Below are 24,454 nucleotides of genomic sequence, written 5' to 3'. Positions count from 1 at the left end.
TGGCGTTGACTTTTGGCACGCTGTTGAGTTCTCAAGGAACGGACGCTTCCTTCAGCCCCGTTTCACCGGGCCCTCCGGGCGCTTCCTTCGTTTTCCAGCTTAGCAGATCCGCCGACCGGTTTTTCCGCTTCCCGGCTGGAAAGTCGGGAGTCGCTCGTTTGCGACGTCCGCTACGTTAGCGCATTTTCCGGAGACCGGGAAATCCACTTCCGTTCGCAAATTCGCACACCAAAAAGACTCGTTCCGGACCGGACAGACACCGGTGCCTACGAGACCGATCAAGTGAGTGAATCAGCTGCGGGTTGGTCACTTTGGACTGGTGCGGCGGAGCGACGCTCCGTACGACGCATCTGTCCGATTCAGGCGACTCGACCAACGTTAGACCCTGATGCCGCGATCGTCAAACACGAAGGGTGGAGACTCTGTCGAATCTCCACCCTTCGGGTGAACATGCTGGTCAACGGCTTGCGCCGGGGGCCCGACGGCGTAGCGTCAGCGCACCAGCTCGACCGCGGCGAGGTTGCGCTTGCCCCGGCGCAGCACCAGCCAGCGGCCGTGGAGCAGGTCGGCCGGCGTGGCCGCGGCGGCCTCGTCGTCGATCTTGTTGTTGTTGAGGTAGGCACCACCCTCGTTGACCGTTCGGCGGGCGGCCGAACGGCTGGCGGAGAGGCCGGTGGCGACGAACAGGTCCACCAGTTCGCCGAGTTCGGACACCTGGGCGCTCGGCAGCTCGGCGACCGCGGCGGCCAGGGTGCGGTCGTCGAGTTCGGTCAGGTCGCCCTGGCCGAAGAGCGCCTTGGACGCGGCGACCGCGCGGTCGAGCTGGTCCTGGCCGTGGACGAGAACAGTCAGCTCCTCCGCGAGGGCTCGCTGGGCGGCGCGCTTGAACGGCGCCTCCTCCGTCTGCCGCTCCAGCTCCTCGATCTCCTCGCGCGACGTGAAGCTGAAGATGCGCAGGAACTTGGAGATGTCACGGTCGTCCGCGTTGAGCCAGAACTGGTAGAACGCGTACGGAGAGGTCAGGTCCGGGTCGAGCCAGACGGTGCCCGACTCGGTCTTGCCGAACTTGGTGCCGTCCGCCTTGGTGATCAGCGGAGTGGCCAGGGCGTGCGCGCTGACGCCCTCGGCCTTGCGGATCAGGTCGGTGCCGGCGGTCAGGTTGCCCCACTGGTCGCTGCCGCCGGTCTGCAGCATGCAGCCGTGGCGGCGGTACAGCTCCAGGAAGTCCAGTCCCTGGAGGACCTGGTAGCTGAACTCGGTGTAGCTGATGCCCGCGTCGGAGTTGAGCCGTCGGGCGACGGCCTCCTTCGCGATCATGTTGTTGACCCGGAAGTACTTGCCGATGTCACGCAGCAGGTTGATCGCGGACATCCCCGAGGTCCAGTCGAGGTTGTTCACCATCTGCGCGGCGTTGGGCCCCTCGAAGTCGAGGAAGCGCTCGATCTGGGTGCGCAGCCGCCCGACCCACTCGGCGACGGTCTCCGGGTCGTTGAGCACCCGCTCGGCGGTGGGCTTCGGGTCACCGATCAGGCCGGTGGCCCCACCGACGAGGCCCAGCGGCTTGTTGCCTGCCTGCTGGATCCGCTTCATGGTCAGGATCTGCACCAGGTTGCCCAGGTGGAGGCTGACCGCGGTCGGGTCGAAGCCGCAATAGAACGTGACCGGGCCGTCCGCGAAGGCCTTGCGCAAGGCGTCCTCGTCGGTGGACAGGGCGATGAGCCCACGCCACTGCAGCTCGTCGACGATGTCGGTCACGATCCCTCGTCTCTTCGTTCGTACGGTCGGCCTGGTCGGGAGTCGGTCAGCGCCGTGTCAGTGCCCTGTACAGGGTCGCTGAAAGAGTCCCGTCTTGGCTAATCCGATTCGAGGGGCGAACAGGGCAGCAGCGGAGTGACGACGGCTCACATGCGGACGACGAGGTCGGACAGCCCCTCGCGGATGGCGTCGCCGCTGGTGGGACCGAGCAGGGCGCGCTGGACCAGCAGGCCCTGGACGATGCCGATCACTGCCCGGACCAGGTGCTCGGCGCTGGCCCCACCGAGCGGTGTCGCGTGGTTCTTCAGGCGCTGTCCGTATTCGAGGAGTTCCTCGACCAGCTCAGCCCAGGCGGAGCGGAGCCGGTCGGTGAGTGCGGGGTTGTGCAGGCATTCGCTCCACACCTGGATGAGCAGGCGGGCGGAGCCGTCGCAGTCCTCGGCGAGCGCCGGGTTGGCGAGGATCCGGTCGAGCAGCTCGTTCACGGTCGGGAACGGCTCCGCCACGGCGGCGGCCACGATGATCCGGCCGAGCCGTCCGGCGGCGTCCGCGGCGACGTCGGCGATCAGCGCCTCCTTGCCGGAGAAGTAGCTGTAGACCGCTCCTGTCGACAGGCCGACGTCACCGGAGACGTCCTGCATCGACGCCGCCCGGAAGCCCTTGGCGAGGAAGCAGCGGCGGGCGCCGTCGAGGATCTGGCGACGGCGGCTGTCGCGGTACTGCGGAGAGACGCGGGCCACCGCGTTCCTCCTTTCCTGGTCAGGGGCGAGTGTCAGGAGCGGACGGTTCCGGCGGCCGGGGCTGCCTCGGCAGGCCGGGGGGCGGGGGCGGCCGGGGCGGGGGCCTTCGGCAGCAGCAGGGTGAGGCCGATCGTGGCCAGCAGCAACGCGATGTCGATGCCCGCCGTGATCTGGAGGCCCGAGGTGAAGTCGGCCCGGGTCGGGTGGGCCCCGACGGCGCCGAAGAGCACCGTGCCGAGAAGGGCGACGCCGGTGGCGTTGGCGAACTGCTGGCTGGTGGTAAGGACGCCGGCGGCGGCTCCGGCCTGGGCCTGCGGCACGCCCGCCAGCACCGAGCCCATCAGGGCCGGCATGACCAGGCCGTTGCCGAGTCCGACCAGGCCGAGCGGGGCGAGCATCCAGCCGACGGTGATGTCCGGGCCGAGCTGGTGCAGTTCGGCGAGCAGCGTGGCGACACCGACCGCACTGATCGCGGCGCCGAGCGCCAGGACGCGCAGGCCGTACTTGGCGACCAGCGGTCGACCGGCGACCGAGGTGACGCCCAGGAGCACGCCGAGCGGGGTGAAGGTGAGCCCGGCGGCGAGCGCGGAGAGGCCGAGGCCGGACTGGAGCAGCAGGGTGAGGGTGAAGATAAAGCTGCCGAAGAACGCCATGAAGGCGATGTTGACGATCAGTCCGCCGGTGAACGACCGGCTGCTGAACAGCTTGAGGTCGAGCAGCGGGGCACCGCCGCGGGCGGTGAGCCGCCGCTCCCAGGCAAGCGTGGCGGCCACGGCGGGAAGGGCGGCGATCATCAGGACCCACGTCCAGACCGGCCAGCCCGCGTCGCGGCCGAGCATCAGCGGGACCAGGATCAGCGCCAGGCTGGTGGACACGCCGAGCGCGCCGACCAGGTCGAGAGAGGTCCGCCGCTCGTTGGTGTGCCGGGGGACGAGGCGCAGTGCGCAGGCGATGGTGACCGCGCCGACCGGGACGTTGATCAGGAAGATGACGCGCCAGCCGAGCCCGAACAGGTTCGCGTCGAGCAGCATCCCGCCGAGGACCTGCCCGGCGACCGAGGCGAGCCCGGCGGTGACGCCGAACCAGGCCATGGTGCGGGGTCGTTCCGAAGGGGCGAACGGTGCGGTGATCAGCGCGAGGATCTGCGGCACCATCAGCGCGCCGGTGAGTCCCTGGGCCATGCGGGCGACGACGAGTTCGCCGGGGGTGACGGCGAGTCCGCAGAGCAGCGAGGCGACCGAGAAGGTGCCCAGGCCGATCAGGAACATACGGCGGTGGCTGAAGATGTCGCCGAGACGACCCCCGGTCACCATGCCGCTGCCGTAGGTGAAGGCGTAGCCGCCGACGATGAGCTCCAGGGCGACGTCGCCGGCGTGGAGTTGGCTGCGCAGCGAGGGCGCGGCAACGTTCACCACGAAGGTGTCGAACTGGGCCATGAAGGAGGCCAGCAGCACCACCGGCAGCATCAGCCAGCGGCGCGGGTCGGGACCGGGATCGGATGGGGTCATCGCAGAGTCACCTGTCTGTGGGTGAGTTGGCGGAGCGGCGCGCGTCGGTCGGCGATCAGTCGGCGATCAGTCGGTGCATCTCCGCCGTGTCGAAGACGTCCTCGAGCCGGGTGACGCGTCCGTCGCACAGGGTCCAGGAGTGGACGAAGCGGAGGGTGCCGGTCCTGCCGTTGTGAGCGGTCACATGGCGGCTGCCGAGGACGACGATGCGGTCGCCGTCGACGACGAACTCCTCGGGCACGACCTGCTGCCCTGCAAGCACGCTCGGCACCTTGGCGAGAAAGGACTTGACGCCCTCGTGCCCGACCTTGGTGCCGCCGACGCCGTAGGCGACCATGCCCTCGGGGTGGACCCAGTCGATGTCCGGGGCGAACGCGTCCAGCACGGAGGGCAGGTCCCGGCGGTCGAAGGCGGCGTAGACGCCGCGGACCAGCTCGAGGTTGGCGGTCGAGAGATCGGCGGTCGAGGTCATGGTGGTGCTCCTGTCGGTGAATCGGGTGGTGAACAGCGAAGGGACGGGTGGTCAGCTGTCGGCCGGGCCCGGGCCCGGGAGGGTGCGCAGGATCGGGCCCAGCAGCCGCGCCAGTTCGTCGGTCTCCGGTACGCCTCCCGAGCAGGGACGCCCTTGGACGGCGAGGAAGGGGACGCCAGCGGCGCCCAACAGCCGGGCGCGGCGCTCCTCGGCGTGCACGTGGTCGGCGAAAGCGTCTCCGGCCAGGACGGTGGCCGCCTCGTCGGCGTCCAGACCGACCTCGGCCGCGAGTGCGGCCAGGGTGGTGTGGGCGGAGAGGTCGATGCCCTCGCCGGTGAAGGCCCGCGCGAGTCGTTCGGTCAGTGTGGGTCGGAGTCCGCGGCGGTCGGCCCAGTGGGTCAGCCCGTGGGCGTCGAAGGTGTCGACCGGGCGGGCCTTGTCGAGGTGGTACTCGAGCCCCTCGGCGGCGGCCAGTTCGGTGACATAGGCGATGCGTTGCTGGACCTGACGGTGCGTCATGCCAGCGGCGGCGACATGCGCGGGCAGCAGCCGTCCGGCCCGGTACGGGACGGGAGGAGGGAGCGGCAGGCTGCGCAGCGAGACAGTGTCCTCGAAGCGGTGGCCGAGGCCGACCACTGCCCGCTCCAACCGCCGCCTGCCGATGGGACACCAGGGACACACCAGGTCAACCCACAGCTCCACGTGCATGCGCATTGCCACCCATCGTCGAAATCCGCCGCGACCAGCCGTGATCAGCAACAAGCTCACCATAGGATGCGAGCTAACTTTTAGAAAGTACGCACTTTTGGGTAAGCTCCCGCTATGACGGAAAGCATGCAGGTGAGCGCGGTTTCCGCCGATCAGATCGGCGATGTCTTCGACAGCGACTGCCCCGTCCGGACGGTGCTCAGCCATGTGGCGGGCCGCTGGGGCGTGCTGGTCCTGGCCGCTCTGGAGGGCGGCCCGCTGCGGTTCTTCGAGCTGAACGCCCGAATCGGCGGGATCAGCGACAAGATGCTCACCCAGACCCTGCGGACCCTCGTCCGCGACGGACTGGTGAGCCGTACCGTGCAGCCCTCGTCCCCGCCCAAGGTCTCGTACCAGCTCACCCTGGTCGGTGAGGACCTGACCGAGCCGTTGCTCCAGCTTCTCGACCGGATCAGGGAGCGCACCGCCGACGTGATCGCGGCCCAGCAGAGCCACGACACCCAGGCAGCCTCCGCCTGACGTCCCACGTCAGACCGGGGGTGGTCCGAGAATCTGGCACTCTCCCGGAGAACTGGCGAAGTGCGTCTCGCGATCTTTGCCTCTCTTCGAGTGCATGTTCATTCTGGCAAGGGCCGCCGCCTCACAGCTGTCGGCGGCCCTTCCCAGGCACTTGTGAGAGGCAGGACGATGACCATTCTGGAATCCCTCCCTGCGGAGACCGGCGTCGCACCCCCGGCGCAGGAGGCCCGCAATGTTGCCGACCTGCTCGTGCTGGCGGCCCGTCAGGTCCCGGACCGGGGGGTGCGGTACAGCCTGACCGGGCAGGTGACGGAGGGTCGGCTGCAGACCTACCCGGAGCTGCTCGACGACGCCCGTCGCATCCTGGCCGGGTTGCACGCCCGCGGGGCCGGGCCCGGCCGGACCGTCGCGCTCCTGCTGGAGCGGCCGGACGAGTTCCTGCCCGCCTTCTGGGCCTGTCTGCTGGGCGGCATGCCCGCCTGCCCGATGGTGCCCATCCGTAACGACCCGCAGCGCTGGGCCGCCCAACTCACCCACGCCGGAGCGCTGCTGGACGAGCCGCTGTTGGTGACCTCCGGTCGGCTGCGCGCCGAACTGCCGGACGTGCCCGGTCTGGAGGTGGCCGACCTGGCCGACCTCGAAGCCACGTCCATACCCGCGGACCTGGAGATCCACCAGGCGAAGCCCGCCGATGTGGCCCTGCTGGTGCTGACCTCCGGGTCCACCGGGAACTCCAAGGCCGTCATGCTCAGCCACGCCAACCTGCTCGCGTCGATGCGTGCCAAGGCCGAGGTCCAAGGCCTCACCGGCGAGGACGTGACGCTCAACTGGATCTCCTACGACCACGTCGCGGCGCTGCTGGAGGCCCATCTGCTGCCGCTCTCGGTCGGCGCGACGCAGCTGCACACCACTCCGGACACGATCCTCGGCGACCCGCTGCGCTTCCTCAGGCTGATCGACGCGCACCGGGTGACGATGACGTTCACGCCGAACTTCCTGCTGGGGCTGATCAACCGGGCGCTCTCCCAGCTTCCGGAGGACCTGCGGCTCGACCTGTCCAGCCTGCGCCGGATCATCTCCGGCGGCGAGGCGAACCTGGTCAGCACCGGCGCGGCCTTCCTGGACGCGCTCGCCCCCTACGGGCTGGACCGCGGCGTGCTGTGGCCCGCATTCGGGATGACGGAGACCTGCGCGGGCAGCATCTACAACCGGACCTTCCCCGCGGGCGATGCGGGCGCCGAGTTCGCGGCCGTGGGCCGCCCCGTGACCGGGCTGAGCATCCGCGTGGTCGAGGACGGTGGCCACCGCTCGCTGGCTGACGGCGAGGTCGGCGAGGTCCAGCTCTACGGGCCGATGGTCACCGAGGGCTACCTGAACAACAACCGGGCCACCGAGGACGCCTTCACCGCCGACGGCTGGTTCCGCACCGGAGACCTGGGGCGGCTGACCGACGGTCGGCTGAGCCTGGTCGGCCGCAGCAAGGACAGCATCATCGTCAACGGGGTCAACTACTTCAGCCACGAGATGGAGTCGCTGCTGGAGGAGCTCGACGGCATCGACAAGTCGTACGTGGCGGCCTTCCCGACCCGTCCCGAGGGCAGCGACACCGAGCAGTTGGTGATCGCGTTCGCCACCACGCTGCCCGCGGACGACGAGGCCGAGCTGCACCGGCTGCTGATCGCGGTGCGCAACAGCGTGGTGATGGCCTGGGGGTTCCGGCCCTCGCTGCTGCTGCCGCTGCCGAAGGAGGCGTTCCCCAAGACCAGCCTCGGCAAGATCCAGCGCCCGCTGATGCGGTCCCGGCTGGAGTCCGGCGCCTACGCCGCGCAGCAGGAGGCCGTGGCGGACCTGGTGACCCGTCAGCTCGGTGGCCACGTGGCCCCGGAGGGCGAGCTCGAGACCGCACTGGCCGGGATCTATGCCGAGTTGTTCGAGGTCGCGCCGGACGCGATCAGCGCCACGGCCAGCTTCTTCGACCTGGGAGGCACCTCACTGGACATCCTGCGGCTGAAGCGGCTGCTCGGCGTCCGGCTCGGGGTCGAGGACCTGCCGGTGCTGGCGATCCTCACCGCGCCGAGTGTCCGGGCCCTGTCCGGGCGGCTGGAGGCCGGTTCGGCGGCGGACGAGGGCGTCTACGACCCGATCGTGCCGCTGCAGACCAGTGGCGAGAAGACGCCGCTCTTCTGCGTCCACCCCGGCGTCGGCGAGGTCCTCGTCTTCGTCAACCTGGCCAAGTACTTCGTCCACGAGCGCCCCTTCTACGCGCTGCGGGCACGCGGTTTCAACCCCGGGGAGAAGCCGTTCGAGAGCTTCGCCGAGATGGCCCGCAGCTACGCCGACGCGATCCGCGCCAAGCAGCCGCACGGCCCGTACGCGCTGGCCGGCTACTCCTTCGGCGCGGCGGTGGCCTTCGAGGTCGCCAAGCTGCTGGAGGCGGAGGGGGAGCGGGTCGACTTCCTCGGCAGCTTCAACCTGCCCCCGCACATCAAGTACCGGATGGACGAGCTGGACTTCATCGAGACGGCCGTCAACCTGGCGATGTTCCTGGACCTGATCTCGAAGCAGCAGGCGAAGGAGCTGCCCGAGCAGCTGCGTCCGCTGAGCAAGGAGGAGCAGCTCGCGCACCTGATCCGGATCGCGCCGCCGGAGCGGCTGGCCGAACTCGACCTGGACCTGCCGCGGTTCACCGCCTGGGCCGACCTCGCCGACGGCCTGACCGGCCTCGGCCGGACGTACCAGCCGAGCGGTCAGGTGCGGTCGATGAGCATCTTCTACGCGATCCCGCTGCGCGGCACCAAGCAGGACTGGCTGAACAAGGAACTGCGGCGCTGGGACGACTTCACCGTCGAGCCGAACCGCTTCCTCGACGTCCCCGGCGAGCACTACACGCTGATGGGCCCGAAGCACGTGGCCAACTTCCAGAGCATCCTGCGCGCCGAGCTCGACCGGGCGCTCGACGCCAAGTAGCAGCACCGGCAGGGCGCCGGAGTAAGCAGCAGGTCCGTACAGATGAGGAACAGTTGATGCACGGAAAGAAGATCCTGATCACCGGGGGCACCGGCCAGGCGGCCCGTCCGGTCGCGGAAGCGCTCGCCGCCGACAACGAGGTCTGGTGCCTGGGCCGCTTCGGCACGCCGGGCGTGGAGGACGAACTGCGCGCGCAGGGCATCACCACCTACCACTGGGACATGGGCGAGGACACCCTCGAATCGCTGCCGGACGACTTCACGCACGTCATGCACTCGGCCGTGCACCGCGGCTACGACGGCGACTTCGACACCGCGATCGAGGTCAACTCGGTCGCGGTGGGCCGGCTGATGACCCACTGCCAGAAGGCCGAGGCCTTCCTGCACGTGTCCACCGGCGCCTTCTACAAGCGCCAGACGCTGGACCACCAGTACAAGGAGACCGACCCGCTGGACGGGGTGGCCGAGTGGCTGCCCACCTACCCGGTCTGCAAGATCGCCGCGGAGGGCACGGCCCGCGCCTACGCCCGGACGCTGGGGCTGCCGACCACCATCGCCCGGCTCAACATCTCCTATGGGCCCGCCTCCTACGGCGGCGTGCCGGTGATGTACTTCAAGCAGATGTTGGCGGGCGAGCCGATCCAGATCCCGGTCGAGGGACAGAACTGGGCCTCGCTGATCCACACCGACGACCTGGTCCACCAGGTGCCGCTGCTGTGGGGCATCGCCTCGACGCCTGCCACAGTGGTCAACTGGGGCGGCGACGAGCCCGTCGGAATGACCGACTGTGCCCGGTACATGGAGGAACTCACCGGCGTGGAGGCCAAGTTCGCCAAGAGCGAGGTCACCCGCGAGACCTACGCCTTCGACAGCACCAAGCGCCGAGCCCTGATCGGCGACTGCACGGTCGAGTGGCACGACGGCATCCGACGCACTCTCGAGGCACACTTCCCCGACGTCCGGCTGACGGAGGTCCCGGCATGAGCGACCAGCAGACCGGCGCAACGGACCTTGCAGACCCGGCCGAGGTGGAAAAGCGCATCCGCGCCGCGTACGAGGCGTTCCACCGGCGGGACGTCGAGGGGATCCTCGCATTCTTCGACCCCGAGGTGGTCTGGGTCCACCCCGACGGTATGCGCGACGTGGGACTGGGCGGCCCCAAGCACGGGCACGCCGGGATGCGCGAGTTCCTCGCGCACGTGCCGACCCGTCTCGGCGGGATGCGGCTGGAGCCGCAGGAGTTCCTGGTCTTCGGCCGACGCGTGATCGTCCTCGGCACCCGGGAGGTGAAGGCGCTCGACGGCCGCACCGCGACCCTGAAGTTCGTCCACTCCTGGACGCTGGAGAACGGCAAGGCCGTGCTGTTCGAGGACTACTTCGACACCGTCGAGATGCGCCGGCTCATCGACCTGCCCCCCGCGGAGGCGCGGGAGGAGACCCGATGAGCACCGAGGACCCACGCGTGCTCTACGTCCCGGCGGGCGGCGGCGCGAGCCGCTGGGTGTTCGGCGACCGCTACACGTTCAAGGCGGACGCAAAGGACACCGGAGGCGCCTTCAGCCTGCTGGAGGCCGTCGTCCCCGCCGACGCCGGGCCGCCGCCGCACATCCACCACCATGCCGACGAGGCGTTCTACGTCCTGGACGGCGCGATCGAGTTCACCGACGGCGAGGAGAAGCACGTCGTGGAGCGCGGGGGCTTCGTCTTCGTCCCGCGCGGCAGCGTCCACGGCTTCCGCAACCTCGGCCCCGACCCGGTGAAGATGCTCGGTTGGTTCACCCCCGGTGGCACGGAGGGCTTCTTCCAGGAGCTCGGCGTGCCCGCGGTGGCGGGCGAACCCGCTCCGCCGGACCCACAGCGGCTCACCGACGCCGAGGACGCGTTGAAGATCCTGACGAAGTACCACTCGCAGTACCTCTGAGCCGCCTGCCGCCGAGTCGCAGCATCGGGGAGAAGATGACCGAGAACCGTGCCGCCCACGCCGGTCCGCAGCGCGACACCTGCCAGGTGTGGTGGGCCCGGCCGTCGCAGGTGCCCGCGGACCTGGTGGACATCCTCAGTCCCGCCGAACACGAGCGCCGCGCCGCGACCGGGCTCCCGGCGGACCGGGACCGCTTCACCGCCGCCGCGGTGATCCTGCGGCTGGCACTCGGGGCACTGCTCGGCCTCCCGCCAGACCGGGTGCCGGTCGACCGGGTCTGTCCGGACTGCGCCTTCCCTCACGGGCGCCCACGGCTGCCGGGGGTGCCCGGCGTGGACTGCTCGATCGCCCACAGCTCACGGCTGACCGCCGTGGCGGTGTGTCAGGGCCGCCGGATCGGAATCGACGTCGAGGACGCCGTCGAACCGGAGGAGCTGGACGATCTGGCCCGGATGGCGCTCACCGCCCGTGAGTCGGTGGCGCTCGCCCGCTGTCCCCGGCGGGACCGGCCGCGCCACCTGGCCCAGGTGTGGACGGCCAAGGAGGCCGTGCTCAAGGCGACCGGGCACGGGCTGCGGATCTGTCCCGGGCTGGTGGAGGTCCGCGCCGACCGGGGCGGGCTGCGGGTGATCGCTCTGCCCCCGCTGCCCTCGCTCACGCGGGGAGCGGCACTGCACCGGCTGCGGCCGGTCGGGGCGGTGGCCACCCTGGCGGCGCTCGGCCCGGGGCCGCTCCGGGTGCGCGAGCATCCGGCGGCGGCCCTGTACGACGCGGCTCTTCACGAGACGGCCGCGCACCAGGAGGTGCTCGCCCGCCGGGCCGTCAGCCAGGGCGCCCGGACCGGCCCATCGCAGCGAGGAGTCCGATGACCATGCACGACAGCTGTACCCCTGTGGTCCGGGCGGTCCGCGGCGCCACCCGGGCGGACGCGGACGAGCCCGCGCTGATCGAGGCGGCCACCGGCGAGCTGCTCACCGCGCTCATGGAAGGCAACGGGCTCGTCGGCGACGACCTCATCAGCATTCTGTTCACCGTCACCCCCGACCTGACGTCCGCCTACCCCGCACGCGCGGCGCGGGAGTTGGGGCTGACCGAGGTGCCACTGATGTGCGCGACGGAGATCCCCGTGCCCGGGGCGCTCACCCGCACCATCCGGGTCCTGGCCCATGTGTACACGTCCCGCTCCCGGGCGTCACTCCGCCATGTGTACCTCGGTGGCACCGCCGTCCTCAGGCCGGATCTGGCCGCCGTACCGGCGGACCGAACCGGCTCCCTCCCGCAAGGAGACTGACCATGTCCACCAGCAGCCACGAGATGCTCGCCCCCGTTCCGATCGACGCGGCGGTGCCGCTGCGTCCCCACGACGGCCGCGGGGCTTGGGAGTCGGCGACCGCCCGGCAGCAGCCCGACTGGCACGACCCGCTCCGCGCAGCCGCCGTCCGCGCCGAACTCGCGCACCTGCCGGGCCTGGTGGCCTGGGAGGAGGTGCAGGTGCTGCGCATGCTGCTGGCCCAGGCCGCGGAGGGCAACTACCAGGTCATCCAGGCCGGGGACTGCGCCGAGGATCCGGCCGAGTGCGAGTCCGGACAGGTAGCCCGCAAGGTCGGCCTGCTCGACGCCCTGGCCGGGGTGATGAAGGTGAACACCGGCAAGCCGGTGATCCGCATCGGCCGGATCGCCGGACAGTTCGCCAAGCCCCGCAGCTCCCCGACCGAGACCGTCGACGGCCGGGAGTTGCCGGTGTACCGCGGCCACCTGGTCAACTCGCCCGCCCCGACGGCCCAGGACCGCCGGGCGGACCCGGAGCGGATGCTCTCCTGCTACCAGGCCGCCTATCGCGCCACCTCCTTCCTGCGGCAACGCACCGGCGGCTGGACGCCGCCGACCGGGGCCCCCGTGTGGACCAGCCACGAGGCGCTGGTGCTGGACTACGAACTCCCGCTGCTGCGCCGCACCCCGACCGGCCAGACCATGCTGGCCTCCACCCACCTGCCCTGGATCGGTGAGCGGACCCGCCAACTGGACGGCCCCCACGTCCAGATGCTCGCCGAGGTGGCCAACCCCGTCGGCTGCAAGGTCGGGCCGACCATGACGCCGCAGGAGTTGGTGGCGCTGTGCGACCGGCTCGACCCGGGCCGCGAGCCCGGCCGGCTCACCCTGATCGCGCGGATGGGCGCGGCGCGGGCCGGCGTGGCCCTGCCACCGCTGGTCGCCGCCGTCCGCGCGGCCGGACACCCGGTGGCCTGGTTGTGCGACCCGATGCACGGCAACACCGTCACGTCGCCGAGCGGGCACAAGACCCGCACGGTGGAGACGCTGATCGCCGAGGTGGTGGCCTTCCAGCAGGCCGTGGCCGAGGGCGGCAGCACCGCGGCCGGGCTGCACCTGGAGGCCACGCCCGACGCGGTCACCGAATGCGGCTGGAGCGGCTCCGACCTCGACCGCGTGGGCGAGCGCTACACCACGCTGTGCGACCCGCGGCTCAACCCCCAGCAGGCGATCGCCGTCGCCGGCTCCTGGGGAGCGGTGGGAGGACTGCGGTGACGCACACCGCCTATCTGGGACCGTCCGGTTCTTTCACCGAGGCCGCGTTGGCCGGTCTGGGGACACCGCGCGACCGGGCGGTGCCGTACGCGAGCGTTCAGCAGGCGCTGGCGGCGGCCCGCACCGGAGCGGCGGATGCGGCCGTGGTGCCCTGGGAGAACTCGGTCGAGGGCCCGGTCACCGCCACCGTCGACGCCCTGGCCCGGCATCCAGGCCTGAGTATCACCGGCGAGACGCTGCTGCGGGTGGAGTTCGTGCTCGCCGCGCCGTCGGGCCACGCGTCCGCCCCCGTCCGACGGGTGCTGACGCATCCGCACGCCCACGCGCAGTGCCGCGACTGGCTGGAGGAGCGCCTCCCGCACGCGGAGTTCGTCCCGACCGGTTCCACCGCCGAGGCCGCACGCACCGTGGCCGAGGCGGGCGTGCCGGGCGACGCGGCGATCGCCGCGCCCGCCACCGCGGCCGGCTACGGGCTCGACCTGCTGGCCGAGGGCATCGGTGACCGACCCGACGCCGTGACGCGGTTCGTCCGGGTCGTTCGGGTCAGCCTGGAGGGCCGGGACGGCCGGGACGACCCCCTGCCCGCGCCGACCGGCGAGGACCGCAGTACCCTGTTCGTCCCATTGGCCGGACCGGTCGGCGAACTCCAGGACGTACTACGGGAGTTCACCCGGACCCGGACCCCGCTGACCGCGGTGCTGCCGCGACCGGCCGGGGACGGTCTGGGCCGCTACTCCTTCCTGCTGGAGTGCGAGGGCCACATCGACCAGCCCGCCGTACGCACCACGGTCGACGCCCTGCGCCGACGCTTCACGAAGACCCGGTTCCTCGGCAGCTACCCACGTGCCGTGACCCGTCCGCTGCTCACCCCGACAACTCCGACTCCGACTCTCCCAAGGTGATCCCTGTGACCTCCGCACCCGTCTCCCCGGACCTGCTCTCCCTGGCCTCCGCCGCCCAGGACCTGCTCTTCCGTGAGGCCCACACCGCCCATGCCTTCACCGACGAGCCCGTCGGCGAGGAAGCGATCGCGGCCGTCTTCGACCTGATCAAGTACGCGCCGACCTCGCTGAACAGCCAGCCCCTGCGCGGCGTCCTGGTCCGCCCCGGCGCGGCGCGCGAGCGGCTGGTCGAGCTGATGAACCCGAACAACCGGGCCAAGACCGGCCAGGCGCCGCTGACCGCGATCCTGGCCGCCGACCTCGACTTCCACGAGACGCTGCCGCGTCTGGTCCCGCACCTGCCCAACGCGCGTGACTTCTTCGCGGACCCGAAGACCCGGCACGAGGGCGCGGTGCTCAACGCGGCGCTGCAGATCGGCTACTTCGTCCTTGGCGTGCGCGCGGCCGGTCTCGCGGCCGGACCGATGTCCGGCTTCGACGCCGAGGGTGTGGCCAAGGAGTTCTTCCCGGACGAGCCGTACCGGCCGCTGGTGGTGGTCAACATCGGCCACCCCGCACCGGACGCCTTCCGACCGCGCGCGCCGCGGCTGGAGTTCACCGAGGTTTTCCGCACCGTCTGACCGGCCGCACCTTCCAACATGGCAATGAAACGCCAGTGTTAACAGAACATCAGAAACCGGTCAGGTCATTGCAGTCCCGATCTTGCCCGAGGAAAGGTTGGCCTACGATCCTACGGTGAGCTCAGCGGTTCACCGAACGAGCTCTTTGGACGACTACGAGGGGAGGACCCGCGATGACCGCCGGTGTCCGTCGACCAAGGTTCGGCCGCCCACTCCAGGGCGAGGCCGATGCGGAGCTGTACGAGGCACTGCTGGCACCGCTGCGCAGACGCGGCCAGCGGATCTACGCCATGCAGTACCTGCGGGGTCTACTGACCACGAACGGTCGCAAGACCATCCGCAGGATCGCCTCCAGTGCGGAGGACGGCGCGACGAGCCACGCACTGCACCATTTCATCAGCGACTCGCCCTGGGACTGGGGGCAGGTGCGCCGCTCGGTGGCGCGGCAGTTGGACGAGGAGGTCCGGCCCCGCGCCTGGGTCGTCGCGCCGTTGGTGATCCCGAAGTCCGGGCCGCACTCGGTCGGCGTGGACAGCATGTTCGTGCCGCACCTGGGTGCGCAGACCACGGGCCAGCGCTCCTACGGCGTCTGGCTCGCCCGCGAGGAGGCGAGCTATCCGGTCAACTGGCGGCTGCACCTGCCCGACCACTGGCTGCAGGACGCCCGGCGGCGTGAGGCGGGCATCCCCGCGCACGTCGGCTCCTCCTCGCTGGGCAGCTGCGTCGCCCGTGCGGTGCTCGACACCGCCTCGTGGGGACTGGAGCGCCGCCCGGTCGTCATCGACGCCCGGGAGGCGAACCCGCTCGACGTCGTCGGCGAACTCACCGCCGCCGACGTGCCGTTCCTGCTCAAGGTCCGCTGCTCCACCCACGTGCTGACGGGCCAGGCCCTGGCCGCCGCCGAGGCCGGTTCGGGCGGGGGCTCCGGTTCCCGCTCCGCCACGGTCCTGCACCTCGCCGCCGGACTGCACGCCGGGCGCCACCACGTGGCCTGGAAGTCGCCGCAGACCCGCTCGGTCACCTCCTCGCTGGCCTCCGCCACACCGGTGCGGCTGGCCGGGGCGGCCGACGGGCCCGGCCTGGTGCTGCTCTGCGAGTGGCGGGGGTCCCGGGGTCGGCCGTCCGGGTTCTGGCTGTCGTCCATGGTGGGGCAGTCGCCCGACCAGCTGCTGCGGCTGAGCAAACTGGCGCTCCAGGTCGCTTCGGACACCGCGGACACCGGCACCGACGTCGGCCTCTACGACTACGAGGGCCGCACCTACCGGGGCTGGCACCACCACATGACGCTGGCGTCGACCGCCCATGCGGCGGTGATGCTGGCGGCCGACGCGGAGCACCACGAGTCCGAGGAGCTCGCGGGAGACCTGCGCCACTCGGCCTGACGTGCACTCATGTACTCATTGAGCAAGTCCGCGAGAGATCGGGACAGATCGAGAAACGGGGAGGGTCCTGCATGAGGTTCCACCATGTCGGCGTCAGTGTCGCCGACATCGACCGCTCGCTCGAGTGGTACCAGAAGGTGCTCGGCTTCGAACGGGGATACGGCTTCGAGGAACCGGGCAAGGGACTGCGCGGAGTCTTCGCGGTCGGGCCCGACGGGCTGAGCGTCGAGCTGCTCGAACGCGAGGGTTCCACCCCGGGCAACCGTGAGGCCAGCCCGTTCAAGGCGAGCGAGGTGCACGGCTACCACCACCTGTGCCTGGAGGTCGAGGAGCTCGACTCCGCGTACGACGAGGCGGTGACGGCGGGCGCCCGCGCGGTCTGGGAGCCGCACCAGTCCCCGGACCCGAGCCTGCGCGTCGCCTACATCGCGGACCTGGACGGCAACTTCATCGAGCTGCTGCAGCGCGTCGCCGCCTGACCGGCCGACAGGCGGGCGGGGACGGACGGGCCGGCGGGCGGGCGGGCGGGCGGGCGAGGGCCGTGCTATGCCCGGCGCACCCGGGGTGTGTGCCTCCGGTACGGGCTGACGCTGGCCTCGCCCGCGATCCAGAAGCGCCACGGCGTCTCGTGTGCCCGCGAGACGCCGGTGCGCGGGCCGCTCAGCACGGTCAGGTCCGCCGCCGGCTCGGCCGACCCGCCAAGCTCGGCCGGCTCGTGCAGGCGCACAGGTGACTCCGGGTCACACAGGTCGACGCCGTTGACGGTGCGGTCGATCCCGAGGGCCCGCGTCAGCCTTCCCGGTCCTCTGGCCAGGTCCGCGGGACGCTTGGCCGAGGGTCGACGCCCGGCCGCGTGCGCGTGTCCCTGAATGATCTCGCCCGCCCGGATGAGCACCGCCTGGGACTCCCCCGTCCGGCCGCAGACGACGTTGACGGCGTGGTGCATCCCGTAGATCCAGTACACGTAGAGGTGGCCGGCCTCGCCGAACATCACCTCGGTCCTGGGCGTGGGTCCCTTCCAGCCGTGGGACGCAGGATCGTCGACGCCCTCGTAGGCCTCGACCTCGGTGATCCGCAGGGCCAGCACCTGGTCCTCCTCCTCGCAGACCAGGACCCGGCCGAGCAGTTCGGGCGCGACCTCGTGGGCGACGCGCGCCAGAAGGCCACGCGGAACGACTGAGCCGAAGGCACCACCCGGTTCCTGCGGCACGGCAACTGGTTTCGACACACCGCGAGACTAGGCTGATCGCCGGACTTCCAGCGAATCAGTTCCAGCGATTCCCTTCCAGCGAACCAGTTCCGCCGAACCACAGGAGGCTGACGACATGTCGGAGCCCAAGCGGCGTCCGCTCCCCCACGACTTCCATCCGCCGGTCGCGTCGATCACCGTCACCAGTGACGACATCTCCGACGGCGCGGTCCTGCCCGACGCGCAGGTCTACGCGCACGGGAACACCTCGCCGCAGCTGCGCTGGTCCGGGGCCCCGGCCGGGACCAAGAGCTTCGCGGTCACCTGCTACGACCCGGACGCGCCGACCGGGAGCGGTTTCTGGCACTGGACCGTCTTCGACATCCCCGCCGACGTCACCGAGTTGCCGACCGGAGCCGGGAGCGGGGACTTCAAGGGCCTGCCGGCCGGGGCCGTGCAGGTGCGCAACGACTACGGGACGCGGGACTTCGGCGGGGCCGCGCCGCCGCCCGGGGACGGGCCGCACCGGTACGTGTTCACCGTCTACGCCGTGGACCAGGAGAAACTCGACCCGGACGCCGACGCGTCGCCCGCCGTGGTCGGGTTCAACCTGCGCTTCCACGCGATCGGGCGCGGTCAGCTGATCGCGGAGTACGAGCACCCGTGACGACCTGGTACGCGATGGCCGTAAGCGTCTCGTCGACCTGACCGTAACTCCCAGGTCACCGAAATTGCGTTGTCCCGGCATCCGGGCCGCCCGCAGAGTGGACCCACCGTCCACCTGGGGCGGACCGGGAACCGGGAGGTGGCTGGGCCATGCGCAAGACTCTGGTGCTGAACGCGACGTACGAGCCGCTGGCGGCGGTGACACTGCAGCGCGCGGTGGTGCTGGTACTCCAGGACAAGGCCGTGGTCGAGCACGCCCACCCGGTGCGACGGGTGCGCGGTAGCACGGTGGAAGTACCGCTGCCACGGGTCGTCAGACTCAAGCGGTACGTACGGGTGCCGTTCCGACAACGGGCGGCGTGGTCGCGGCGCGGTGTGCTGGCCCGGGACAACTTCCGGTGCGCGTACTGCGGCCGGCGGGCCACGACGGTCGACCACGTGCTGCCGCGGTCGCGCGGCGGGCAGGACACCTGGCTGAACACGGTGGCGGCCTGCGCGGCGGACAACCACCGCAAGGCGGACCGGACTCCGGAGCAGGCCGGCATGAAGCTGCTGCACCGCCCTTTCGAGCCGACACCCGACGCTGCGCTGATCGCCGCGCTCGGGCTGACCGTCGACGGACGCCCCGTGGTCCGGGGCTGGGACGAGGCGGCCTAACGGCGGGACGGCGAGGCGGCGTAACGGCGAGGCACTGCCTGGCCTGGCCTGGCCGTCCGCTCAGCTGGCGGCGGTCCAGGCGGTGACGGCTGTGTTGTAGCTGCCGGTGTACTCCGGCAGCGACACCACCGTGCTGTCCCGGTAGAGCACCCGGCCCGAGCCGAGGAGCGAGCCGGTGCCCTGCGGGAAGGTTCCGCCGACCGTCTCCGTGCCCGAGGTCAGGTCGAAGTGGCTGAGGCGGGCGGGCTGGCCGAGCCGTTCGTCGGTGGCGACGACCGCGTCGTTGCCGTCGATGCCGACCGGCACGCCCGCGCCCTTCTCCTGGGCGGTGGTGCGCCACAGCTGCTTGCCGCTGACCAGGTCGAACGCGGCGATCACGGCGGGCCCGGAGGCGGCTGAGGAGGACTGCGCCGACGGGTTGATCGCCGCGACCACGGTGTTCCCGGAGAAGAAGAGCGCCGGGTCCGGGTCGAAGCTGCCGTGGGTCGAGTCGATGGTGCCGCCGGACTGGGAGACGGGGATGGTCGCCTCGGGGTTGCCCTTGTCGTCCCACGCCTTCAGCTCGTCCTGGGTGGAGTCGGTCATGTGGACGCTGACCACCGCCGGGCTGGCCGACAGGACGGTGTACGACTGGGCGTTGGCAGGCAGGCCCCGGTACCAGATCAGGTTGCCGCTGTTCGGGTCCAGCGACAGGATCTGCTGCTTGATCGAGGTGTCCGCGCAGGTGCTCTGGACCAGCAGCGCGGTGCCGCTGCCGTTGCCGGACAGCGCGCAGTACTTCCCCGGTCCGCCGTAGTTCCAGGACTGCTTGCCGGTGGCCACGTCGTAGCCGGTGGCGGAGTTGCCGACGGCCACGACCTTGGTGTCCGTCACCATCACGGACGCGCCGAAGCTGTTGCCGTTGCCGCCCGCGAGTGTCGCCTTCCACTTGGCCTGGCCGCTGGAGGTGTCCACCGCGACCACCTCGGAGCAGGCCTGGCCGCTGCCCGGCTGGGACTGGAAGACCACCGCGCCGATGCCCGCGCTGTTGACCGAGCTCGACATCGCGCAGGGGACGGCGCCGCTGCTGGGCGGCGTCACACTCCAGAGCTTGTGGCCGTCGGTGGTGGAGTAGGCGGTGACGCCGAGTCCGTCGCCGCGCACGACCGCGTCGCCGAGCAGCCAGGCGCCGACCAGACCGTCGTTGGCGCTGCCGCCGTTGGCGGTCGCTCCGGCGTCGGCCGGGGCGGCCCAGGACTTGGTGTGGTTGACGCCGATGTTCGCCTGCGGCTGGGCGGCGGCGTCGGCGGCGCTGCTGTTCGACGAGGATCCGCCGGAACCGCTCCCGGCGACCCAGATGCCCGCGCCGCCCAGCACGACCAGCGCGACGGCGGCGATGCCGACGCGCGTCAGCAGGGTCCTGCGGTCGCCGTTCGGCCCGCCTCCGAAGGCGGCGAGGGCCCGGTCACGCAGAGCTGACACCCCGTCACCTCGCGGCGCGGAGGCGGCTCCCCGGCCGCGCCGTTCGCGTCGGCTGACGGCGGTGGCGCCGACCGGGTCGGGGCCGGTCGCATCCGGGTCGGTCACGCCGGATTCGGGATCGGCGTCCGCCGGGAGGCCGGAGTGGAGGGCCGATTCCTGCTCGGGAGCCGTCGCCTGGGCCGGGAAGGGGATGTCCGCGCCGATGCCGTTGCCGGCGCCGCCACCCGTGCCGTCCGCCGTCCAGTAGGGCTGCTCGGCGGCCTGCGCGTCCTGGCCGTAGTAGGCGTACTGCTGCGCGTCGTACGTCTGCGGGTCGTACGTCTGCGCCTGGTCCGGTGCGGCGTAGGGGTAGGGCTGCTGGTAGCCGGAGGGGTCGTAGTAACTGCCGTCGTACGCGCCCGCGCCCTCGTAGGTGCCTGCGTACGTCCCGTCGTACGTGCCCTCGTAGCCGGTGGGTTGGGCGTAGTAGCCCTCGGTCGGCGGCGGGACCTGCTGCTCGGCATAGGCGGAGTAGTCGTACTGCTGCGCACCGTAGGGGTCGTACGGCTGCTGCTGCCAGTACTGCTGGTGCTCCTGCGGGCTATCGCCCGGCATCCCGGTGGTGTCGTCTCGTTCCATGGGTGTCGTACCGCTCCCGCCTGCCTGATGCGCGAGCCAGCATCTCATGCCTCCGCGTGGGCGGCGGCATCGATGAGAGCGGCGAGCCTCAGGTCCAGGGCGGTGACCCCGCCCGAGGAGTGGGTGGAGAGCGTGAAGTGCAGGTTCCGCCAACGGATGTCGATGTCCGGGTGATGATCCATCGCCTCGGCCTGCCCGGCGACGGCGACGACGATGCGGATCGCCGCCGGGAAGTCCTTGGCCTGCACGGTCCGCCGGATCGAGTCGCCGTCGCGGTGCCACTCGGGCAGGGACCGGAGCCCGTCGGTGAGTTGCTCGTCGGTGAGGAGGTCACGCGTACTCATGCGCAGCACGCTACTCGCCGGGAACGCACGAGACCCCGGCGCGCGTGACGGCGCGCCGGGGTCTCCTGACGGACTCAGCGGAGCTGTGGGCTCACTCGGGGTCGAGCTCGGGGCGCTCGGTGCGCTTGTCCAGGTTCGGGCCGCCGTTGGCGGCAGCGACCGCCGCGCCGTCGGCCGGGCCACCCATGCCGGGGATGCCACTCTTCGGGCTCATTCCGGCGAAGGCGCCGCCGACACCCTTGAGCGCCTCGCCGACCTCGCTGGGGATGATCCAGAGCTTGTTGGCGTCGCCCTGGGCGATCTGCGGGAGGGTCTCCAGGTACTTGTACGCGAGCAGCTTCTGGTCGGCGTCGCCGGAGTGGATGGCGTCGAAGACGGTGCGGATCGCGGCCGCCTCACCGTCGGCGCGCAGCACGGCGGCCTGCGCCTCGCCCTCGGCCTGGAGCACGTCGGCCTGCTTCTTGCCCTCGGCCTTGAGGATCGCCGACTGCCGCTCACCCTCGGCCTGGAGGATCGCCGCGCGCTTGTCACGGTCGGCGCGCATCTGCTTCTCCATCGAGTCCTGGATGGAGGTCGGCGGCTCGATCGCCTTGAGCTCGACGCGGTTGACCCGGATGCCCCACTTGCCGGTGGCCTCGTCCAGCACTCCGCGCAGACCGGCGTTGATGGTCTCGCGGGAGGTGAGGGTCGACTCCAGGTCCATCGAGCCGATGATGTTGCGCAGCGTGGTGATGGTCAGCTGCTCGATGGCCTGCAGGTAGCTCTGCACCTCGTAGGTGGCCGCGCGCGGGTCGGTGACCTGGAAGTAGATCACCGTGTCGATGTTCACCACCAGGTTGTCCTGGGTGATCACCGGCTGCGGCGGGAACGGCTGGACCTGCTCGCGCAGGTCCAGGCGGTTGCGCACGGTGTCTATGAACGGCACCACGATGTTGAGCCCGGCGTTGAGCGTGCGCGTGTACCGGCCGAAGCGCTCCACGATGGCCGCCTGGGCCTGCGGGATCACCTGGATCGTCCGCAGCAGGACGACGAACACGAACACCGCCACGATGACCAGGACGATGATCACGGTTTCCACAGGGACTCCCTCGACAGACCCTCGAACAACTTGACGCTGTGTGGTTTTGACGTTGTGTGGCTAGGTACCCAGACAAACGGCCCGCAACGCGGCCGGAACAGGGGCGCGCAGAGCATGTCAGAGCACGACGGCGGTCGCACCGTCGATCTCCGCGACGCTGACCTTCTCCCCCGGCTCGAAGACCTGCCCCGTCGCGAGCGTTCGAGCGGACCAGATCTCGCCCTTGAGCTTGATCCGTCCGTCGTGCTCGTCGACGCGTTCCAGCACGACGGCCTCCGCCCCCTTCAGTGCCTCGATCCCGTGCCGGACCGAAACAGCGCTCCGCCGTTGGCGTTTGGCGATCGGTCGGACGAAGACGAGAAGACCGAGGGTGGTGGCGAGGAAGACGACGAACTGCAGCACGATCCCGCCGCCGAGCCCGGCCGTCAGCGACGCCGCGCCCGCCCCGATCCCGAACATGACGAACTCGAGCGCGGCGGTGTGCACCACGGGGGCGCACAGCAACACCGCGACCAGCAGCCACCATGCCCAACTCTCCACGGGGACCATGGTAGTTGCGCGACTGGTCCGCCGTCAGGAATCGGAGGCAAAGATCATCACAACAAGGGCACGACGGACAGCCTCGGAAAAAACGGTGCGTCAGCCGAGGGGAAGGCCGCGGGCGGCCCAGCGGCCGTCCTCGTGCTCCAGGGTCAGCGGCAGGCCGAAGCAGAGCGAGAGGTTGCGGGCGCTCAGCGTCTCGTGGATCGGACCGGCGGCCAGCACCTTGCCCTGACGGATCATCAGCACGTGGGTGAAGCCCGGCGGGATCTCCTCGACGTGGTGGGTCACCATGATCATCGCCGGGGCGATCGGATCCTGGGCCAGCGCACCGAGACGGCGGACCAGGTCCTCACGACCGCCGAGGTCCAGACCGGCGGCGGGCTCGTCGAGGAGCAGCAGCTCCGGGTCGGTCATCAGCGCGCGGGCGATGAGGGTGCGCTTGCGCTCGCCCTCGGAGAGCGTGCCGAACTTGCGGTCGGTGTAGTCGGCCATGCCGAGCAGGTCGAGCAGCAGCCGGGCACGGGACTCGTCGGTCTGCTCGTAGGTCTCGCGCCAGTGCGCGGTCATGCCGTACGCGGCGGTGAGGACGGTCTCCAGCACCGTCTGCCGCCTGGGCAGCTTGTCGGCCATCGCGGCGCCGGCCAGGCCGATCCGGGGGCGCAGGTCGAAGACGTCGACGGAGCCGAGCTTGTCACCGAGGATCGCGGCGGTGCCGGAGCTGGGGAAGAGGTAGCTGGCGGCGACCTGCAGCAGCGTCGTCTTGCCGGCCCCGTTCGGACCGAGGACGACCCAGCGCTCGCCCTCCGCGACCGCCCAGGACACCTGTTCCACCAGCGGACGTCCGTCCCGGATCACGGAAACGTCCACCAGCTCCAGCACGTCGCTCATTGCGTACGCCTTCCCCAATGAAAAGAAGAGTTGTTCACTCGCTCACGGCCCGGGACCAGCAGAGCCCGTCCAAACCTACGCCACCGAGGTGACCGGATGCTCCGTAGGCTGGGCCCATGCCGCAGACGGAAGCGCACGAAGCGTACGAAGAACCCCGGTCCGCCCGACTTGTCGCCTGGGGCAACGCCTGGTTCGCGGGCCTCACCTCCCCCGACGACGCGGCCGAGGCGGTCCGCGGGGGTGACGAGACGCACCTCGTCCGCGATCTGCCGGGCGCGGACGGTGTCGGCCTGACGCTGGCGCTGGGCCGGTTGCGGGCGTTGGGCGCGACAGGCCTGCGGCTGGCCCTTCCCGCCTCCGGCCACCCGCTGGGCCTGACGGGACCGGCCGAGTTCAACGCCCGGGCGCTGGAGACCGGCGAGGCGGTCGTCGCCGTCGGCGCACCCTGGGGCCTGGTCCCGGAGGCGCTGTGGCACGGCGCGGACCACGAGGACGACGGCGTGCTCGCCGTCACCTGGCACGCGCTGCCGGCGAACCTGGGCTTCCCCGCGGACGTCCCGGCACTGCGGGACGCGGAACGCGAGCTGCTGGAAGGCATGCGCGAGGCGACCGAGTCCCTGGTCCGCCTCGACGTCGCGGGCGCGGGGAGTCCGTCCGTCGAGGCCGCGTTGGCGCGGATGCGCTCGCGCGCGTCGCAGGCGGAGGAGTTGCTCGCGCCTGGCTACTCGGGGCGGGCGGTGGGGGTGCTGCAGAGCGCGAGGCGCGTCGCCGCGTTGGTCGCGGTGGCGGCGCTGAGCGAGGGGGCTGCGGTGAGCGCGGGCGAGATGGCCGCGAGGGCGGGGGCGCTACGGCCGTTGGAACGGGCGGCCCGGAGGGCACGGGTGGCGGCGTACAACTCGCTGGTGGACGAACCGGCTACTGATCGACGTTAGGGAAGTTGCACGTTCTGGGGGCACGGGGATCCTGCAGGCGA

26 protein-coding genes are annotated in these 24,454 nt (G+C 71.0%); 15 read left to right on the top strand and 11 right to left on the bottom strand.

Annotated features, from left to right (window positions below; translation table 11 throughout):
* Positions 1-492 precede the first annotated feature (492 nt).
* The 5 genes from tyrS to ABH928_RS23430 form a co-directional block, all read right to left on the bottom strand.
* Complete coding sequence (gene tyrS / locus ABH928_RS23450) at positions 493-1,755, bottom strand: tyrosine--tRNA ligase (RefSeq protein WP_370069626.1); 1,263 nt, start codon at positions 1,753-1,755, stop codon at positions 493-495.
* Between the two features lie 146 nt (positions 1,756-1,901).
* Positions 1,902-2,495, bottom strand: a complete 594-nt coding sequence (locus ABH928_RS23445) for a TetR/AcrR family transcriptional regulator (RefSeq protein ID WP_370069624.1) — start codon at positions 2,493-2,495, stop codon at positions 1,902-1,904.
* A 32-nt stretch (positions 2,496-2,527) separates the two neighbouring features.
* Positions 2,528-4,003, bottom strand: coding sequence for an MFS transporter (locus ABH928_RS23440; protein WP_370069622.1), 1,476 nt, complete (start codon positions 4,001-4,003; stop codon positions 2,528-2,530).
* A gap of 55 nt (positions 4,004-4,058) precedes the next feature.
* Positions 4,059-4,475: a nuclear transport factor 2 family protein gene (locus ABH928_RS23435; protein ID WP_370069620.1), complete on the bottom strand. Its 417-nt coding sequence runs from the start codon at positions 4,473-4,475 to the stop codon at positions 4,059-4,061.
* Between the two features lie 51 nt (positions 4,476-4,526).
* Positions 4,527-5,189 carry a DsbA family oxidoreductase gene (locus tag ABH928_RS23430; RefSeq protein WP_370069618.1) on the bottom strand — a complete coding sequence of 221 codons (663 nt, stop codon included), beginning with the start codon at positions 5,187-5,189 and terminating at the stop codon, positions 4,527-4,529.
* Positions 5,190-5,297: 108 nt separating this feature from the next.
* On the opposite strand from ABH928_RS23430, the gene ABH928_RS23425 reads away from it, so the two are divergent.
* From ABH928_RS23425 to ABH928_RS23370, 12 genes are all read left to right on the top strand, one after another.
* Positions 5,298-5,702 carry a winged helix-turn-helix transcriptional regulator gene (locus tag ABH928_RS23425; protein ID WP_370069616.1) on the top strand — a complete coding sequence of 135 codons (405 nt, stop codon included), beginning with the start codon at positions 5,298-5,300 and terminating at the stop codon, positions 5,700-5,702.
* A gap of 168 nt (positions 5,703-5,870) precedes the next feature.
* Positions 5,871-8,669 carry an AMP-binding protein gene (locus ABH928_RS23420; protein WP_370069614.1) on the top strand — a complete coding sequence of 933 codons (2,799 nt, stop codon included), beginning with the start codon at positions 5,871-5,873 and terminating at the stop codon, positions 8,667-8,669.
* A gap of 56 nt (positions 8,670-8,725) precedes the next feature.
* On the top strand, positions 8,726-9,652 hold the full coding sequence (locus ABH928_RS23415) for an NAD-dependent epimerase/dehydratase family protein (RefSeq protein WP_370069612.1): 927 nt from the start codon (positions 8,726-8,728) through the stop codon (positions 9,650-9,652).
* The gene (locus ABH928_RS23410; RefSeq protein WP_370069610.1) at positions 9,649-10,113 is read left to right on the top strand and encodes a nuclear transport factor 2 family protein; all 465 of its coding nucleotides are present in this window, start codon (positions 9,649-9,651) and stop codon (positions 10,111-10,113) included. The genes ABH928_RS23415 and ABH928_RS23410 overlap by 4 nt, the downstream gene beginning before the upstream one ends.
* Positions 10,110-10,589 (top strand): quercetin 2,3-dioxygenase, encoded by a 480-nt coding sequence (locus ABH928_RS23405; RefSeq protein WP_370069608.1) that lies wholly within the window; start codon positions 10,110-10,112, stop codon positions 10,587-10,589. Before ABH928_RS23410 ends, ABH928_RS23405 begins: the two co-directional genes overlap by 4 nt.
* A gap of 35 nt (positions 10,590-10,624) precedes the next feature.
* On the top strand, positions 10,625-11,458 hold the full coding sequence (locus tag ABH928_RS23400; RefSeq protein WP_370069606.1) for a 4'-phosphopantetheinyl transferase superfamily protein: 834 nt from the start codon (positions 10,625-10,627) through the stop codon (positions 11,456-11,458).
* Complete coding sequence (aroH, locus tag ABH928_RS23395) at positions 11,455-11,880, top strand: chorismate mutase (RefSeq protein ID WP_370069604.1); 426 nt, start codon at positions 11,455-11,457, stop codon at positions 11,878-11,880. The genes ABH928_RS23400 and aroH overlap by 4 nt, the downstream gene beginning before the upstream one ends.
* Before the next feature lie 2 nt (positions 11,881-11,882).
* Positions 11,883-13,133 (top strand): 3-deoxy-7-phosphoheptulonate synthase, encoded by a 1,251-nt coding sequence (locus ABH928_RS23390; protein WP_370069602.1) that lies wholly within the window; start codon positions 11,883-11,885, stop codon positions 13,131-13,133.
* Positions 13,130-14,035, top strand: a complete 906-nt coding sequence (pheA, locus tag ABH928_RS23385) for a prephenate dehydratase (RefSeq protein ID WP_370069600.1) — start codon at positions 13,130-13,132, stop codon at positions 14,033-14,035. Before ABH928_RS23390 ends, pheA begins: the two co-directional genes overlap by 4 nt.
* A 5-nt stretch (positions 14,036-14,040) precedes the next feature.
* A complete protein-coding gene (locus ABH928_RS23380) occupies positions 14,041-14,655 on the top strand; it encodes a malonic semialdehyde reductase (RefSeq protein ID WP_370069598.1) in 615 nt (204 codons plus the stop codon).
* Positions 14,656-14,828: 173 nt separating this feature from the next.
* The gene (locus ABH928_RS23375) at positions 14,829-16,037 is read left to right on the top strand and encodes an IS701 family transposase (RefSeq protein WP_370069596.1); all 1,209 of its coding nucleotides are present in this window, start codon (positions 14,829-14,831) and stop codon (positions 16,035-16,037) included.
* Between the two features lie 71 nt (positions 16,038-16,108).
* Entirely contained in the window at positions 16,109-16,516 is a 408-nt protein-coding gene (locus ABH928_RS23370) for a VOC family protein (protein WP_370069594.1), read from the top strand.
* A 65-nt stretch (positions 16,517-16,581) separates the two neighbouring features.
* Here ABH928_RS23370 and ABH928_RS23365 read toward each other — a convergent pair whose 3' ends face one another.
* Complete coding sequence (locus tag ABH928_RS23365) at positions 16,582-17,265, bottom strand: DNA-3-methyladenine glycosylase (RefSeq protein ID WP_370069592.1); 684 nt, start codon at positions 17,263-17,265, stop codon at positions 16,582-16,584.
* A 97-nt stretch (positions 17,266-17,362) separates the two neighbouring features.
* Between ABH928_RS23365 and ABH928_RS23360 the strand changes: the two genes are divergently transcribed.
* Positions 17,363-17,893 carry a YbhB/YbcL family Raf kinase inhibitor-like protein gene (locus tag ABH928_RS23360; protein WP_370069590.1) on the top strand — a complete coding sequence of 177 codons (531 nt, stop codon included), beginning with the start codon at positions 17,363-17,365 and terminating at the stop codon, positions 17,891-17,893.
* Between the two features lie 149 nt (positions 17,894-18,042).
* Positions 18,043-18,549 carry an HNH endonuclease gene (locus tag ABH928_RS23355; protein ID WP_370069588.1) on the top strand — a complete coding sequence of 169 codons (507 nt, stop codon included), beginning with the start codon at positions 18,043-18,045 and terminating at the stop codon, positions 18,547-18,549.
* A 60-nt stretch (positions 18,550-18,609) separates the two neighbouring features.
* Here ABH928_RS23355 and ABH928_RS23350 read toward each other — a convergent pair whose 3' ends face one another.
* The 5 genes from ABH928_RS23350 to ABH928_RS23330 all read right to left on the bottom strand — a co-directional run bounded on the left by ABH928_RS23350 (position 18,610) and on the right by ABH928_RS23330 (position 23,481).
* Positions 18,610-20,628 carry a PQQ-binding-like beta-propeller repeat protein gene (locus ABH928_RS23350; RefSeq protein WP_370069586.1) on the bottom strand — a complete coding sequence of 673 codons (2,019 nt, stop codon included), beginning with the start codon at positions 20,626-20,628 and terminating at the stop codon, positions 18,610-18,612.
* Between the two features lie 44 nt (positions 20,629-20,672).
* On the bottom strand, positions 20,673-20,972 hold the full coding sequence (locus ABH928_RS23345) for a 4a-hydroxytetrahydrobiopterin dehydratase (RefSeq protein ID WP_370069584.1): 300 nt from the start codon (positions 20,970-20,972) through the stop codon (positions 20,673-20,675).
* 91 nt (positions 20,973-21,063) lie between these two features.
* Positions 21,064-22,050 (bottom strand): SPFH domain-containing protein, encoded by a 987-nt coding sequence (locus ABH928_RS23340; protein WP_370069582.1) that lies wholly within the window; start codon positions 22,048-22,050, stop codon positions 21,064-21,066.
* A 117-nt stretch (positions 22,051-22,167) separates the two neighbouring features.
* Positions 22,168-22,599: an NfeD family protein gene (locus ABH928_RS23335; protein WP_370069580.1), complete on the bottom strand. Its 432-nt coding sequence runs from the start codon at positions 22,597-22,599 to the stop codon at positions 22,168-22,170.
* A gap of 90 nt (positions 22,600-22,689) precedes the next feature.
* Complete coding sequence (locus tag ABH928_RS23330) at positions 22,690-23,481, bottom strand: ABC transporter ATP-binding protein (protein WP_370069578.1); 792 nt, start codon at positions 23,479-23,481, stop codon at positions 22,690-22,692.
* Between the two features lie 116 nt (positions 23,482-23,597).
* Between ABH928_RS23330 and ABH928_RS23325 the strand changes: the two genes are divergently transcribed.
* Positions 23,598-24,413: a hypothetical protein gene (locus tag ABH928_RS23325; protein WP_370069576.1), complete on the top strand. Its 816-nt coding sequence runs from the start codon at positions 23,598-23,600 to the stop codon at positions 24,411-24,413.
* Positions 24,414-24,454 lie beyond the last annotated feature (41 nt).

The organism is Streptacidiphilus sp. MAP5-3 (genome assembly GCF_041262505.1).
Lineage (GTDB): Bacteria > Actinomycetota > Actinomycetes > Streptomycetales > Streptomycetaceae > Streptacidiphilus.
The sequence above is the reverse complement of the archived record's forward strand: the minus strand, read 5'-3'. Positions and strand labels throughout refer to the sequence as shown.

Coding starts and splice junctions, on each gene's coding strand:
- ABH928_RS23390 (WP_370069602.1), top strand. CDS start 11,883: ATGTCCACCAGCAGCCACGAGATGCTCGCCCCCGTTCCGATCGACGCG.
- ABH928_RS23410 (WP_370069610.1), top strand. CDS start 9,649: ATGAGCGACCAGCAGACCGGCGCAACGGACCTTGCAGACCCGGCCGAG.
- ABH928_RS23405 (WP_370069608.1), top strand. CDS start 10,110: ATGAGCACCGAGGACCCACGCGTGCTCTACGTCCCGGCGGGCGGCGGC.
- ABH928_RS23335 (WP_370069580.1), bottom strand. CDS start 22,599: ATGGTCCCCGTGGAGAGTTGGGCATGGTGGCTGCTGGTCGCGGTGTTG.
- ABH928_RS23415 (WP_370069612.1), top strand. CDS start 8,726: ATGCACGGAAAGAAGATCCTGATCACCGGGGGCACCGGCCAGGCGGCC.
- ABH928_RS23325 (WP_370069576.1), top strand. CDS start 23,598: ATGCCGCAGACGGAAGCGCACGAAGCGTACGAAGAACCCCGGTCCGCC.
- ABH928_RS23370 (WP_370069594.1), top strand. CDS start 16,109: ATGAGGTTCCACCATGTCGGCGTCAGTGTCGCCGACATCGACCGCTCG.
- ABH928_RS23435 (WP_370069620.1), bottom strand. CDS start 4,475: ATGACCTCGACCGCCGATCTCTCGACCGCCAACCTCGAGCTGGTCCGC.
- aroH (WP_370069604.1), top strand. CDS start 11,455: ATGACCATGCACGACAGCTGTACCCCTGTGGTCCGGGCGGTCCGCGGC.
- ABH928_RS23345 (WP_370069584.1), bottom strand. CDS start 20,972: ATGAGTACGCGTGACCTCCTCACCGACGAGCAACTCACCGACGGGCTC.
- ABH928_RS23400 (WP_370069606.1), top strand. CDS start 10,625: ATGACCGAGAACCGTGCCGCCCACGCCGGTCCGCAGCGCGACACCTGC.
- ABH928_RS23360 (WP_370069590.1), top strand. CDS start 17,363: ATGTCGGAGCCCAAGCGGCGTCCGCTCCCCCACGACTTCCATCCGCCG.
- ABH928_RS23440 (WP_370069622.1), bottom strand. CDS start 4,003: ATGACCCCATCCGATCCCGGTCCCGACCCGCGCCGCTGGCTGATGCTG.
- ABH928_RS23420 (WP_370069614.1), top strand. CDS start 5,871: ATGACCATTCTGGAATCCCTCCCTGCGGAGACCGGCGTCGCACCCCCG.
- ABH928_RS23350 (WP_370069586.1), bottom strand. CDS start 20,628: ATGGAACGAGACGACACCACCGGGATGCCGGGCGATAGCCCGCAGGAG.
- ABH928_RS23425 (WP_370069616.1), top strand. CDS start 5,298: ATGACGGAAAGCATGCAGGTGAGCGCGGTTTCCGCCGATCAGATCGGC.
- ABH928_RS23430 (WP_370069618.1), bottom strand. CDS start 5,189: ATGCGCATGCACGTGGAGCTGTGGGTTGACCTGGTGTGTCCCTGGTGT.
- ABH928_RS23375 (WP_370069596.1), top strand. CDS start 14,829: ATGACCGCCGGTGTCCGTCGACCAAGGTTCGGCCGCCCACTCCAGGGC.
- ABH928_RS23355 (WP_370069588.1), top strand. CDS start 18,043: ATGCGCAAGACTCTGGTGCTGAACGCGACGTACGAGCCGCTGGCGGCG.
- ABH928_RS23330 (WP_370069578.1), bottom strand. CDS start 23,481: ATGAGCGACGTGCTGGAGCTGGTGGACGTTTCCGTGATCCGGGACGGA.